The sequence below is a fragment of the Streptomyces sp. NBC_01426 genome, assembly GCF_036231985.1.
Taxonomy (GTDB): domain Bacteria; phylum Actinomycetota; class Actinomycetes; order Streptomycetales; family Streptomycetaceae; genus Streptomyces.
Map to the genome: position 1 here is coordinate 670,028 of NZ_CP109500.1, position 12,675 is coordinate 682,702.

At 72.3% G+C, this 12,675-nt stretch carries 17 protein-coding genes; 11 read left to right on the forward strand and 6 right to left on the reverse strand.

Features of this window, described 5'->3' with window-relative positions:
• Positions 1–497: 497 nt before the first annotated feature.
• The gene (locus OG906_RS03240) at positions 498–1,124 is read left to right on the forward strand and encodes a TetR/AcrR family transcriptional regulator (protein WP_329439770.1); all 627 of its coding nucleotides are present in this window, start codon (positions 498–500) and stop codon (positions 1,122–1,124) included.
• On the forward strand, positions 1,121–1,888 hold the full coding sequence (locus OG906_RS03245; RefSeq protein WP_329439773.1) for an LmeA family phospholipid-binding protein: 768 nt from the start codon (positions 1,121–1,123) through the stop codon (positions 1,886–1,888). Before OG906_RS03240 ends, OG906_RS03245 begins: the two co-directional genes overlap by 4 nt.
• A gap of 111 nt (positions 1,889–1,999) precedes the next feature.
• On the opposite strand, the gene OG906_RS03250 is transcribed toward OG906_RS03245, so the two are convergent.
• Positions 2,000–2,530 (reverse strand): hypothetical protein, encoded by a 531-nt coding sequence (locus OG906_RS03250; RefSeq protein ID WP_329439775.1) that lies wholly within the window; start codon positions 2,528–2,530, stop codon positions 2,000–2,002.
• Positions 2,531–2,690: 160 nt separating this feature from the next.
• Here OG906_RS03250 and OG906_RS03255 point away from each other — a divergent pair, with 160 nt between their 5' ends.
• Both OG906_RS03255 and OG906_RS03260 read left to right on the forward strand, forming a co-directional pair.
• Complete coding sequence (locus OG906_RS03255; RefSeq protein WP_329439777.1) at positions 2,691–3,551, forward strand: neutral zinc metallopeptidase; 861 nt, start codon at positions 2,691–2,693, stop codon at positions 3,549–3,551.
• Between the two features lie 117 nt (positions 3,552–3,668).
• Positions 3,669–4,154: a peroxiredoxin gene (locus tag OG906_RS03260; RefSeq protein WP_329439778.1), complete on the forward strand. Its 486-nt coding sequence runs from the start codon at positions 3,669–3,671 to the stop codon at positions 4,152–4,154.
• A 111-nt stretch (positions 4,155–4,265) separates the two neighbouring features.
• Here the strand turns inward: OG906_RS03260 and OG906_RS03265 are convergent, their stop codons facing one another.
• Positions 4,266–4,913: a lysophospholipid acyltransferase family protein gene (locus OG906_RS03265; protein ID WP_329447911.1), complete on the reverse strand. Its 648-nt coding sequence runs from the start codon at positions 4,911–4,913 to the stop codon at positions 4,266–4,268.
• Positions 4,914–5,224: 311 nt separating this feature from the next.
• Here OG906_RS03265 and OG906_RS03270 point away from each other — a divergent pair, with 311 nt between their 5' ends.
• Together OG906_RS03270 and OG906_RS03275 are read left to right on the forward strand one after the other, a co-directional pair.
• The gene (locus tag OG906_RS03270; RefSeq protein ID WP_329439780.1) at positions 5,225–5,686 is read left to right on the forward strand and encodes an STAS domain-containing protein; all 462 of its coding nucleotides are present in this window, start codon (positions 5,225–5,227) and stop codon (positions 5,684–5,686) included.
• Positions 5,683–5,841, forward strand: coding sequence for a hypothetical protein (locus OG906_RS03275; protein WP_329439782.1), 159 nt, complete (start codon positions 5,683–5,685; stop codon positions 5,839–5,841). The genes OG906_RS03270 and OG906_RS03275 overlap by 4 nt, the downstream gene beginning before the upstream one ends.
• A gap of 76 nt (positions 5,842–5,917) precedes the next feature.
• On the opposite strand, the gene OG906_RS03280 is transcribed toward OG906_RS03275, so the two are convergent.
• Positions 5,918–6,187, reverse strand: coding sequence for a hypothetical protein (locus OG906_RS03280; RefSeq protein WP_267795815.1), 270 nt, complete (start codon positions 6,185–6,187; stop codon positions 5,918–5,920).
• Positions 6,188–6,486: 299 nt separating this feature from the next.
• On the opposite strand from OG906_RS03280, the gene OG906_RS03285 reads away from it, so the two are divergent.
• The gene (locus tag OG906_RS03285; protein ID WP_443067348.1) at positions 6,487–6,831 is read left to right on the forward strand and encodes a hypothetical protein; all 345 of its coding nucleotides are present in this window, start codon (positions 6,487–6,489) and stop codon (positions 6,829–6,831) included.
• Between the two features lie 74 nt (positions 6,832–6,905).
• Here the strand turns inward: OG906_RS03285 and OG906_RS03290 are convergent, their stop codons facing one another.
• Positions 6,906–7,166 carry a hypothetical protein gene (locus tag OG906_RS03290; protein ID WP_267795816.1) on the reverse strand — a complete coding sequence of 87 codons (261 nt, stop codon included), beginning with the start codon at positions 7,164–7,166 and terminating at the stop codon, positions 6,906–6,908.
• Positions 7,163–7,462, reverse strand: coding sequence for a DUF6247 family protein (locus tag OG906_RS03295; protein ID WP_329439789.1), 300 nt, complete (start codon positions 7,460–7,462; stop codon positions 7,163–7,165). Before OG906_RS03295 ends, OG906_RS03290 begins: the two co-directional genes overlap by 4 nt.
• Before the next feature lie 247 nt (positions 7,463–7,709).
• Here OG906_RS03295 and OG906_RS03300 point away from each other — a divergent pair, with 247 nt between their 5' ends.
• The 4 genes from OG906_RS03300 (at position 7,710) to OG906_RS03315 (ending at position 11,270) form a co-directional block, all read left to right on the forward strand.
• Complete coding sequence (locus tag OG906_RS03300) at positions 7,710–8,591, forward strand: MetQ/NlpA family ABC transporter substrate-binding protein (RefSeq protein WP_329439791.1); 882 nt, start codon at positions 7,710–7,712, stop codon at positions 8,589–8,591.
• Positions 8,588–9,604, forward strand: coding sequence for a methionine ABC transporter ATP-binding protein (locus OG906_RS03305; RefSeq protein WP_329439793.1), 1,017 nt, complete (start codon positions 8,588–8,590; stop codon positions 9,602–9,604). The genes OG906_RS03300 and OG906_RS03305 overlap by 4 nt, the downstream gene beginning before the upstream one ends.
• Positions 9,601–10,263: a methionine ABC transporter permease gene (locus OG906_RS03310; protein ID WP_329439795.1), complete on the forward strand. Its 663-nt coding sequence runs from the start codon at positions 9,601–9,603 to the stop codon at positions 10,261–10,263. Before OG906_RS03305 ends, OG906_RS03310 begins: the two co-directional genes overlap by 4 nt.
• Positions 10,264–10,541: 278 nt before the next feature.
• The gene (locus OG906_RS03315; RefSeq protein ID WP_329439797.1) at positions 10,542–11,270 is read left to right on the forward strand and encodes a GAF domain-containing protein; all 729 of its coding nucleotides are present in this window, start codon (positions 10,542–10,544) and stop codon (positions 11,268–11,270) included.
• 80 nt (positions 11,271–11,350) lie between these two features.
• On the opposite strand, the gene OG906_RS03320 is transcribed toward OG906_RS03315, so the two are convergent.
• Entirely contained in the window at positions 11,351–12,595 is a 1,245-nt protein-coding gene (locus OG906_RS03320) for a serine hydrolase domain-containing protein (RefSeq protein WP_329447913.1), read from the reverse strand.
• Positions 12,596–12,675: the final 80 nt, after the last annotated feature.

Below are 12,675 nucleotides of genomic sequence, written 5' to 3' on the forward strand. Positions count from 1 at the left end.
TCCGCGTGCAGACGCGGGTGGGGCAGGATCCGGTCCAGTGCCCGGGGCAGCCGCCCGTTGGCACCGCCCATCAGGAACATTCGCTCGGCACGAGCACGAGCCGCACCACGGTGGCGTCGAGGATGACACTGACGGCCGGCCCCACCGCCGGCTGTTCCGGAGCGTGGTGATCCCGCTCAAGGCGGTGGTCAGAAGCGGCGACACTGTGCGCGACCGGGTGCTCGGCAGGCTGATCTCGTCGCTGTAGGCGGGGCCGACGGCGTGGCGGCCGAGGAAGGCCCCGGCCGGCAGTACGAGCCAGGCGGCGATCACCCACACCGTGTGACGGGCGCAGAAGGCACCGAGCGCCCGGACGGGAGGAGCGGGCTCGGGCCGGGGACGCCGGGGGAACTGCACATCGACTCCAAGAGAAAAGTGGCAGGACTGACACAATCCAACCTTGAACAAGTGGCAGAGCTGACAATTGACAGGGGTGCCGTCATTGCTAGGCTTCATACATGCCTCAAGGCCCCGACGAGTCCGGACTGCGCGAGCGCAAGAAGGAACAGACCCGCCGACTGTTGCGCGAGGGCGCCGCCACCCTGTTCGCCGCCCACGGCTTCGCGGGGACGACCGTCGCGGACATCGCCGCCCACGCGAACGTCTCCGAGCGGACCTTCTTCCGGTACTTCGACAGCAAGGAGGCCCTGCTCCTGCCCGACAGCGCCGACCTGTTCCGTCACGTCGAGTCGGAGCTGACCGCCCGCCCCGCGGACGAGGAGCCGCTGGACGCGGTGTTCAACGCGCTGCTCTCGACGGTGGCCCCGTTCGCGGCCTCCAGCCTCACCGCCCTGACCCACTCCATCGAGGGCGCCGAGGTGCTGGTGGCCGCCCGGCTCGTGCAGGCGTTCACCGAGTTCGAGGACCGGCTGACGCTCCTCGTGCTCCGACGGCTCCCCGACGGCACGCCGGACGCCGACCTGCGCGCCGCCGTGATCGCCGGCGCGGCCATGTCCACCGTGCGCGCCGTCCTGCGCACCCAACGCAGGCGGCGCCAGAGCGACGCCGTCGCCCCGACCCCTCCCTCCCCTCTCCTGCTCCAGGCCTTCGGGATGCTGAAACAGATCGGAACCGCCGCTTCATGAAGCTCCGCCGCACCCCAGCCCTCGTCACCGCCGGACTCACCGTGGTCCTCGCCGCGGCGACCGGAACGGCCAACGCCGTCGTGAAGCACTCCGCGCAGCAGCGCATCGAGGAGAAGGCGGCGTGCCGGCTCCAGGCCGACGGGGCCGTCAGCGCGGAGCTGACGGACTCGTTCGCGGGTCTGCGCTCGCTGACCGGCGACGTGGGGGCGGTCCACGTCTCGGCCCGGGGCGTGCACCGCGCGGACACCGAGATGGACGTCGAGGCCGACCTCTACGACGTCACGACCGACGGGGCCGTCGGCGGCGGCCGCGCCACGGCGCGGGTCTCGTACGGGACCCTCCAGAAGCGCCTCGCGTCCACGGAGGCGGGCATGAAGGTGGGCGGCGACGCGAACGGGCTCACCCTCACCGGCAGTGTCGGGGACCTCGGACTCCCGGTCACCGTTCACACGCGGCTCGCCACCACGGCGACCAGCCTGACCCTGACGCCGACCACGGTCTCCGTCCTGGGGCGTGACCTGCCCGTCGACACCCTGGGCTCGCTGCCCGTCGCGGGGGGCCTCGTGGACCGGATCGCCGAACGGCTCGCCCCCCGGACCATCGACATCGACGATCTGCCGGCGGGAGCCCGTCTCACCGCCGCCCGGCCGACCGCCTCGGGACTGGAGCTGAACTTCTCGCTGTCCTCGGAGTCGATCCAGGTGAAGTCCGCGAACGGCGACCGGGCGAGTTCCGCGGGCGCCGACCGCTGCTCGGAGAAGTAGCCCCGCGGCGCGGAGGAGCGGACCCTCCGCGCGGAGGAGCGGACCCTCCGCGCGGAGAAGTGGCCCCGCCGCGCGGTCGTCGGCGGCCGGCCGGCCGTGATCCGCGGCCGATCAGGGCGACGGCGGTTCGGAGGCCTTCGCCTTCGCGTCGAGCAGGTCACCGTATCCGGCGGCCGTCCAGACGCGCAGGCGGAACCGCTCCGGCGACACCGGCTGCGGCCACGGGTCTCCGGAGGCCGAGAACACGCCCCGGCAGGTGGGGCAGTAGCGCGCGTCGTCGGTGAGCTCGGCCGCCCCGGCGGCGCCCGCGAGCACCCTGCGCGCGTCCCGGTTCTCGCCGCGGACGATCGCGATGGTCGCCGCGAGGATCAGTACCGCGGCGACGGCGCCCACCGCCGTGAGCCACGGCAGGTTCCGGTCGTCGGCCGCGTACGCGCCGGCCGCGGCGGCCATCCCGGCGATGACGATGCCCTCAGCGAGGTGCGTACAGCCCTCGCCCGTGTGCTCCGGTGCCGACGCGAGCCTCGTCGCCAGGTCCTCGCGCCGCCCGCTCCGGTCCGTGCGCGCCCGCTCGACCGGCACGTGCTCCGACGTCCCGCACCCCGGGCACGGCACCGGCTTGTTCGATTCTCCCCTTGTCATCCGGACATGATGACGTGCCGCACCACGACACCCGAAGGCCACCGGTCCTCCGGGGCTCTCACGTGCGAGCCGACGGTGCGTCGACGGCGCGCGTTCCGCGGTTGCCCGGCCCCCGGCGCGGGCGCACCGTGGGAGGTGGGGGTGCTCCCGGGAGACGATCATGGGCGTACGCGATCGCTTCGGTGCCCGCGGCTTCGGTGCCCGCTGTGTGGGGGTCCTCGCCGCCCTGACGCTGCTCGCGCCGGCCACCGCGTACGCGAGCGCCCACGCGGCGGCCGGCTCCGAGCGGGCCCGGTCCGCGCCCGTGGCCGCCGAGCCGCCGGGGCCCGACACGGACAGTCCCCAGGGGTTGGCCACCTACCTCGGTGAGGCCTTCAGCAGCATCGACGGCTACTGGCAGGACTACTTTCGGGCGCATCGGCTGGAGGGGCCCTCCGTCTTCTACGCCACCCCGCTGTCGAGCGGGGACTCCTTCACCAGCAGGTGCGCGGAGCAACCCGTCACGCACGACACGCCCACGTTCTTCTACTGTGCGGCCGACGGCTACACGACCCGCGAGGGTGACACGTTCTCGGGCGGGATCTACTTCCCGGTCACCACGGCGATGGGACTGCGGCGCGAGACCGGCGATTTCGCACTGGCGACGGTGATGGCGCACGAGTTCGGCCACGAGGTCCAGCAGGAACTCATGGAACAGCTGCACCTGCGGGACATCGTCCAGAGGAAGGACGGAGCGCCGGTCCTGGAGAACGGCCGCCCGGTGAAGGTCAAGGAATCCGAACTGCTCGCCGACTGCTACAGCGGAAACTGGAGCAAGTACGCGCACCGGCAGGGTCTCGTGGCCACCGCGAACCTCGCCGAGGCCGTCGTCGCCCTGCGACTCGCGGCCGACAAGGAGTTCGGGGTCGGCGATCCGCACGGCAGCAAGTACGAGCGGACGGCCGCGTTCACCCTCGGGTACACCAGCGGGGACCCGCTCCGGTGCGCACGCCGGTACTGGGTCACCGAGACCTGGGAGTAGGACGCCACGAGGACGCCACGTACGATGCGGATCCGGCGGCGGCCGCCCGGCACGGGGCCGCGCTCCGGGTTCCGGGTGCCGTCACTCGCACCTTCCGCAACCGAGAGGACAGCGATCGTGGGCCGATCCCCAGCCGTGGGCCAAGTGGTGGACGACTTCCGGCTGCCGGGAGGTGAACTGACCGGGGAGGAGTTCGTCCGCACCGAGTACTCCTTGGGCGGCCACCGAGGGAGCCCGGTCGTCCTGGCCTTCTATCCCGGTGACAACACCCCCGTGTGCACGACCCAGTTGTGTTCCTACTCCGACGGACTGGAATCCCTGGGAGCCGGCGGGGCCAGGGTCTGGGGCATCAGCCCCCAAAGCGTCGACAGCCACGAGGACTTCGCGCGCTCCCGCGGACTGCGCCTGCCCCTGTTGGCCGACACCGACCGGACCGTCGCCCGCGCCTTCGGGATCACCGCACCCCTCATCGGCCTGCGCCGGGCCGTCTTCATCATCGCCCCCGACGGCACCCTGCACTGGAAGCACGTCACCGCGGTCGGCGCCACCTTCCCGCCGGCGGACACCATCACCGAACAGCTCTCCCGCATCGGGGCGAGCTGAGGGACCCGTGAGGTTCCGGTCCGGGCGGGTCCGGGATGCGCCGACCCCGCTTCGGCGAGCCTTGCTCGCGGGCGGCTACGTCCGAGGGCCGGGACAACGATCCGCCCGGGGTCAGACCTCGCAGAGGGCGCGGGTCGCCACTTCCCAGGCGGCCGTGACGGCGTGTCGGGCGTGGGCGGTGGCCTCGCCGGTGTCGGCGGGAAGGCTTCGCGGGGTGCCGACGTGGACGTGCAGGCGGGGTCGGCGTACCGGCGCGGTCAGCAGGCCGGCCAGTTGTTTGCCGGTGCTGCCCGAAGTGATCCGGCGGGCACCGGCCTGGCCGAGCGGGACGAGCGGCACCCCGGCGGCTCGCGCCAGGCGGGCCGGGCCGCTGCGGAAGCCTTCCGGCGGCTCCTCCCCGGAGTCCGGGCGCAGCGGCAGGCGGCCTTCCCCGTAGACCAGGACGTGCCGGCCGGCGCGCAGTGCCTCGACCGCCGTTTCCAGGGCCTCCGAGGCTCGCGCCGTGCCCCGGCGTACGGGTACGTGTCCCTCGCGCGTCAGCGACCAGCCGAGCAGCGGGATCCGCCACAGGCCCGCCGTGGCGAGCACCACCGGTTCGGTGCCCAGGCGGCGCAGGGCCGCCATGACGACGGCGGGGTCGGCCAGGCTGGTGTGGTTGGCGACGATCACCGCGCCCCCGGCGGGCAGCGACGGAACGTCGGCCGTGACGGTCAGGCGTCCGAACACGGGCACGACGGCGGAGGCGAGGCGACTGAGCACGCTGGTGCCTTTCACGAGGGCTTCTTGCGGTGGTTCCATGGTCGGCCGCGGTGGGGCCCGCGTCGTGAGCGCGGGTACTCATCCTCGTCTGAGCACCACCGCTCCCCGGCAGCGCGTACCGGCGGCAGTCGCTGGACGAAGCGCCGGCGAACCTCCCGGTCGGATGACCATCCGCCCATCCGACCGGCCGCGTGCGGGTCTGCCCCGAACGGGGGACCGTTTTCGCCCACACCGGGGATCTTGACCCCGACGAGGGGTGAAGCACCCTCCGGACGCGTTGCCTCCCCGGGGGGCCGGACCGTTGTCGGTTCGTGAGTACAGCAACGAGCAGCCCGATACTGGCCCACACGACCCCCCACGACACCGGCGCCGACAGTGCGCCCTGCGCCATAACGGTCCACTCCCGGGGCAACGTCCTGACCATCGCCCCGACGGGCGAGATCGATCACCACACCGCCCGGCCCCTGCGCGTGACGCTCGCCCTGGCCGCCGCCCACGGCTACACCGGGCTCGTCCTGGACACCTCCCGCGTCACCTTCGCCGACTCCGGTCTCCTGCGCGTCCTGGACGAGTGGTGCAGGCACGGGCGTCGCCTGAGGATGGTGAACCAGTCCAAGGCCGTACAACGCCTCCTGGCCGCGGCGGCGGCGACGGGACCGGCGCCCTCCCCGTACGGCGGCCTCCGCCGGAAACCGGGGGACGGCGCGGAGCGCGCGGCACCCCCCGGCCCGCCGGACCGACCAGGCCCCGCGGGGGAAGCGACACCGCGGTGACGTTCATACTCCTGACCGTCACCCCGATGCTCCTCGCCGTCCTCCTGCTGCGAGGGGAGCCCGGTCGGCAGCGGCGCCAACGTCGTACCGCCCTCGCACCACACCTCGACCGTACGGCCGGGCCGCGGAGGCAGCACCGACCCGCCCTGACCTGACCCCGAGCCGGTCCGCCCGCCCCGCGAGAACACGGGGCGGGCAGACCCGGGGGTCCGGCGGCGCGAGCCAGGGGATCTAGGGGATCCGGCCGCCGCCCCGGACGCCGATCAGGTAGTCCGCCTCTTCCGCCAGCCGCGCCCGCCGCTCGTCCGTCCCGGCGCGTTCGAGTTCTCCCCGCAACGCCTGCTCGGTCCGCAGGACGGTCGCGCGCGGGATCGGGATCCGCTGTCCGGGCTTCTCCGTGAACGGCGCCAGTTCGGAAGCGAGGGTCTGCGCGTCCGGCGAGGAGCCCCGGCGCAGCGAGAGGAACACCCGGGCCAGCCAGTCGGCCGGAATCTTCACCATGAGATCTGTCATGCATGGGCAACGAACGGCCACCCGCCCCGTGACACCCGCTCCCTCGCACGGAGCAACGGGCCGCCCGCGCCACGGGGCGAGCCGACCGGGGCGGCGCACCGGGCATCGCGAGGGCCGCCCGCCCACCCCCTTCGAACGGTTGTTGCCTTGCGCGCAGCCCGGTCGGGTGAGTTCACTGTCTCCCATGGACACGAGCACGACGTCGATCGAGGCCTTCTGGCCGGCTCGCCGTGTCCGCCTGTTCGACGAGGCTTGTCGGTAGGTCACGCGCGCGTGTTCCCGTCCGCGTGCGTGGCCGTTCCGCGTCCGAACCCGCCCGGTTCACGCGGTGGCCCGGGTGGGTCCCCCCTCGGCACGACAAGGATCCGAACCTGTCCGTCACCGATCAGCTGCTCGCCAACAACCCCGTCTACGCGGAGAACTTCACCGGCCCGCTCCCGCTGCCTCCGGCCAAGCACGTGACCGTGGTCGCCTGCATGGACGCGCGGGCCGGTGAGGCGTTCACCGACCTCGACGTGGACGTGCGGCAGTCGGTGGGTCGGATCAAGGCCGATCCGTTCGTCGTGCACAAGGAGAACATCCGCGGGTTCGTCTTCGACGTCGCGACCGGGAAGCGCAACGAGGTCGTCTGATCCACGTCGTGGGGAGGGGCACGCCCGGCGCCCCCTCCCCACGACGGGCACAGGATGGGCGCGCGGCGGGCGGTCTATCCGAACCAGACGAGGTCCAGGACCGACAGGCGTCCGGCTTCCCGGTTGATCCGGTAGATGACGCTCAACCGTCCGATGGAGGCGGACCGGACGTCTTCCCCCGCGGGATCGCCCGCGTCCCACTGCGGCCAGCCCCAAGGGGTTCGGGCGGCGATGTCCAGGACGTCGCGCGCCATCTCGCGGGCGTGGGAGGGCAGTCCGGCGAGCACCGTCGCGGCCTGCGGGGAGAGCCGGGCCGGCCATGGCGCACCGATCACGGTCGGGCTCCGATGACGTCTTCGAGCGCGATGTGGTCGGAGTCGTCCATGCCGGACGCGATGAAGGCGTCGACGGCCGGGGCCGAGTCGAGCCGGCTGCGCCAGGCGCGCACGACATCGTGCAGCGGGGTGAGGGTGTAACTGTGGCGGGAGTCCTCCAGCGCCTTGGCCCAGTCCCGTTCGAAGGCCGGCTCCCACCGTTGTGCCCGGTGGTCGGCGCGGATCCGGACGAGGAGTTGGGCGGCCGCGGCCGGTGGGGGCGGTGGGACGGACACGTACTCGGGCTGTGCGCTCACGGTTCCTCCAGCGGTCTCTTCGTCACGGTACGCGGCCGGCCGGTCAAAGGAGGTGGGCATCCGGGGATCCGCCGGGCGGCGGGCGGTTCACCGGTCCGCGCACGCAAGGCGAAGAGAAGAGCGCGAAACCTTACATTCATTGCATGATCATGAACACCACCTTTCATCCATCGGGATGAACTCACAAACGATCTACGATCCAGAGGCACGTTCGTTTCACCCCCTCGCTCTGGTTACGGATCCCACCATGCTCTCTGCACTGCCGCGCCGGCGTACCGCACGCGCCGCCGCCACCACCGCCGCCGTCCTCGCACTCCTCCTCTCGGGCTGCGGACTCGGCGGTTCCGACGGGAAGCGCATCCGCGTGGGCGTCTCGGGCGACTCCCCCGAGTGGGACGTCCTCGCCAAGGAGGCCGCGAAGGAGGGCCTGACCGTGGAGACCGTCGTCTTCGACGACTACTCCCTGCCCAACAAGGCGCTCAGCGCCGGCGACATCGAACTCAACGCCTTCCAACACCTGGTCTTCCTCGCCCAGTCGAACACCGAGAACCACACCGACATCGCGCCCATCGCCGCGACCACGGTGGTGCCCCTCGGCCTGTATTCGAGCCGGCACACGCAGCTCTCCCGGCTGCCCGACCGGGCCGAGATCGCGCTGCCGAACGACCCGGCCAACCAGGGCCGCGCCCTGCGCGTACTGGAACAGGCCAAGGTCATCGAACTCCGTCCGGAGGCAGGGCTCTTCGCCACACCGGACGACATCACCGCCAACCCGAAGCACATCCGGCTCACCCCGGTGAACGCCCAGCAGACCCCGCGCACCCTCAAGGACACCGACGCCGCGATCATCAACGACGGGGTCGCCGAACTCGCCGGCATCGACGCCGAGACCGCCCTGTTCAAGGACGATCCGGCCGGCCCCCAGTCCCTCCCCTACCTCAACGTCATCGCCGCCCGCGCAGACCGGAAGGACGATCCCGATTTCGAGAAGATCGTCCGGTTGTACGCCTCGCCGGCCGTGCAGGACGAGGTGCGCCGCACGAGCAACGGCACCGCCCACCACGTCGAGTTGCCCGCCGCCGACCTCCAGGTCGAGGTGGCCCGGATCCAGAAGCAGCTGAAGCGATGACCGCCGGCGTGGAACTGCGCGACGTGCACAAGGAGTTCCCCGGTGGGACGCGCGCCGTCGACGGCGTGAGCCTGTCGGTCGAAGCCGGCACCGTCTTCGGGGTGGTCGGGCACAGCGGGGCGGGCAAGTCCACCCTGTTGCGGCTGGTCAACGGCCTGGAAGAACCCACGTCCGGCAGCGTGCTGGTGGACGGCCAGGACCTCGCCACCCTCGGGGAGCGCCGACTGCGCCCCATCCGACGGGACATCGGCATGATCTTCCAGCAGTTCAACCTCTTCCGCTCCCGCACCGTCCTCGGCAACGTGCTCTACCCGCTGCGTCTGGCCGGCATGGACCGTGCCGCCGCCCGCTCGCGCGCGGAGGAGACCCTGGACTTCGTCGGCCTCTCCGGGCACGGCGGGCGCTACCCCGAGCAGCTCTCCGGCGGCCAGCGTCAGCGCGTGGGCATCGCCCGCGCGCTCGCCACCCGCCCGAAGGTGCTCCTGTGCGACGAGGCCACTTCCGCCCTCGATCCGCAGACCACCGGGGAGGTGCTCGCCCTGCTGCGCCGGGTCAACCGTGAGCTGGGCGTCACCATCGTGCTGATCACCCACGAGATGGAGGTCGTCCGCACGTTGTGCGACCGGGTGGCGGTCATGGAGGACGGCCGGGTCGTCGAGAACGGCGAGGTGTACGAGGTCTTCGCGCGCCCCGGCCACCCGACCACGTCGGCGTTCGTGCGCTCCGCCCTGCACTCGGAGCCCGACGCGGCGCTCCTGGAGCGGCTCGGTGCCCGCCACCCCGGACGGCTGGTGAACGTCCCGATCGTCGACGGCGCGCCCGCCTTGGAAGGGCTCTCGGCTCTCCTGCGTGAGCACGCCGTCGATTTCACCCTCGTCCACGGCGGCGTCGGGGAGGTGCGCGGCCGCCCGCTGGGCAGCGTGACCCTGGAACTGCGCGGGTCGGCGGCAGCGGTCGATGCCGTGGCCCATGGGCTCGGCGCGCAGGCCCGTTCGAAGGCGGGTGCGCGATGAAGGCCGACTGGAGCACGTTCTGGCCGAAGGTCCTCGACGCGACCGGCGAGACGGTCTACATGGTCCTGATCACGCTGGCGCTCTCCACGGTGAGCGGGCTCGCCGTGGGCCTGGCCCTGTACGCGACGCGCAAGGGAGGCGTCCTGCCGAACCGGGTGGTGCACGCGGTGCTGGGAGCGTTCATCAACGTCATCAGGCCGGTTCCGTTCATCATCGCGATCGTCGCCCTCGCGCCGGTCACCCGGGAGGTGGTCGGCACGATGATCGGCACGAACGCGGCGATCTTCCCGATGACGGTCGTCGCGACGTTCGGGGTCGCGCGGATCGTGGAGTCCAACCTGCTCTCCGTCGAGCCCGGGGTGATCGAGGCCGCCCGGTCCATGGGCGCGAGCCCCCTGCGCATCCTGCTCACGGTCCTCGTACCGGAAGCCCTGGGGCCGCTCGTCCTCGGCCTGACCTTCATGCTGGTCGCCCTGATCGACTTCTCGGCGGTGGCCGGGACCGTCGGCGGGGGCGGGGTGGGCAATCTGGCGATGACGTACGGCTACCTGCGCTTCGACACCTCGGTGATGGTCGTGACGGTGCTCGTGCTGATCGTGCTGGTCCAGTCGGCGCAGTTGCTCGGCAACCTGCTGTCGCGCAGGGTGCTGCGGCGCTGACGCGGTCCCGCCGGAATGCTCCCGGGCGGGGGCGTGCGCCTCGTAACCGCGCTCCCCCGCCGTCTCGACCCGGAGCGTCGGGTCCCTGATCCGGCGACCGACGGCGCACCGGGGCGGCGACACGCACACCCCCGTCGTCGCGGCCCGCGAGTGGCACCCGGCCTGTGACGTGATCGTACGCAAGGATGATCGTCGGGGCCCGCGAGGCCATGGCGGGACGCATCAGGTCTCATGACCAGGCCCGGTGACGGGCCGTACGAGGGAACGGTGACATCGGCATGACCCGCGACCAGCAGCTCGCCGAGGCCTTCGTCGGCCTGGGCGACACCCTCGCCGACGACGTCGACCCGCTGACCCTGCTGGACCGGCTCGTCCGGAACTGCGTGGCGCTGACCCCGGTCGACGCCGCGGCCGTGATACTCGCCAACGTACGCGGCCGGTTGCGCGTGGCGGCCGTCACCGACGACGGAGTCGAGGCGACCGAGCTCTTCCACCTCCACCCGGCGCAGGGTCCCTGCGCCGACAGCTTCCGTCTGGGAGCGGCCGTCCACGCGCCCGATCTCGACGTCGACGCCGAGACCTGGCCGGAGGTGACACCGCTGGCCCGGAGGGCCGGGTATCGGGGAGCCCACGGACTGCCGTTGCGCGTGCGGGGCCAGAAGGTCGGCGCGTTGCACCTGTTGACGCGCGACCCCACTGCGCTGACCGAGTCGGACGTCGCGCTGCTCCAGGCCATGGCCGACGTCACGCTCCACGCGGTGGCCATCTGGCGGGCGAATCCGCCGCGCCCGGCCGACGTGGTCACCAACACGCAAGCCGCCCTCGCCACGAAGGCCGCCGTCGACACCGCGGCCGTGATGCTCGCCGCCGCCGGTTCCCTCGCCCCGCACGAGGCGCGCCAGGCGCTGCACACCTACAGCGCCCGTCGGGGCCAACGCGCCGGCCGGGTGGCGCACGAGTTGATCCTGCGCGATCTGGACCCGCACTCCGTCGTCGCCGACACCTGAGCGGGCACCGGACACGGTCACTGTCCCGGGCGCGATACCGCGGAGAACGGGGTTCGTCGCGGTACCGCGCCCGGCCGGGGTCAGCGGCGCTCGGGCAGGTCCGCCTCGGCCGGGGTCATCGCGAGACCGCGCGCCTTGGCGGCCGGCGCGGCGGCCGGCTTTCCGCAGAACGCGGCTTCGAGCGTGCCGCCCAGCGCGGTGTTGGCGGCGCCCCTGTTCGAGGTGTTCGCCATCGCGGAGAGGCTGCGGCTGCCGTCCCGGGTGGTGAAGGCGTAGGTGTAGAAGCCCTGCACGGTGCCGGTGTGGCCGTACACGGAGGTCCCGCACGTGAGGTCGTAGCGGCGCAGGCCCAGCCCGTAGAAACGGGTGTTGGTGGTGTCGGTCGGCGTCATGGTGATCATGGTGTCCAGCAGGGGCGCCGGGACCAGCTTGCCGCGCAGCAGGGCGGACATGAAGGTGCTCAGGTCGGCCTGGTTCGAGATCATCGCGCCGGCGGTCTGCGCCCAGGACACCGTCTGCTCGGTGGAGTCGACCAGCGGGGACCCCTCCTGGTCCGGGTGGAGGTATCCGTGGGCGTGGGCGCCCTTGATCACCGTGGCGGGGTGGACGTAGGAGGTGTTGCGGAGCCCCAGCGGCTTGATGATGCGGCGCTCGTACTCCTTGGCCACCGGCTGTCCGGTGGCCTTCTCGATGAGCATCCCGACCACGACGAAGTTCGTGTTGGAGTACTTGTACGAGACGCCCGGTTCGGTCGTCCTCGGCTCGGCGAGGGAGAGGTCGACCAGTTCCTTGTAGCCGAACACCTTGTTCCGGACGGACTCGAAGCCCGGCACGGTGTTGGCGAACATGACGTTCGTGTAGTCCGACAACCCGCTGCGGTGGGTGAGCAGGTGACGCACCGTGATCCGGTCGTCGGGGAGCAGGCCCGGCAGGTGGCGGTTGACCGGGTCGTCCAGGCCGATCCGTCCCTCGTTCACCAGTTGGAGGAGCACGACGGTGGAGAACGTCTTCGTGACGCTGCCGATCCGGAAGCGGGCCGCGGGGTCCATGGCCGCCCCGGTGGTCCGGTCCTGGACGCCCGCCACCCTGTTCACCACACCGGCCGGACCGGTGAAACGGGTCATCGCGCCGGGTGCGCCGGCGGCCAGGGTGTTGCGCAACACCTGCTCCAGGCCCGCCAGGTCGGGCGCCGGCGGCTGTGCGGCGGGGCGCGCGGCCGGGACGGCCGGAGCCGACGGGGCCGCGTGGGCGGTGGCCGCGGGCGCCAGACCCGCCACGACGGCAAGCAGGGCGGCACTGATGGTCAGGCGTCGATCAAGGGGCAGGCGCACGGGTTCCTCGACTCGTTCGTGATGGGAAAGCGGGCATGCGGGCATGCGAAGACGGACGTGCCGCGGGAGGGGGT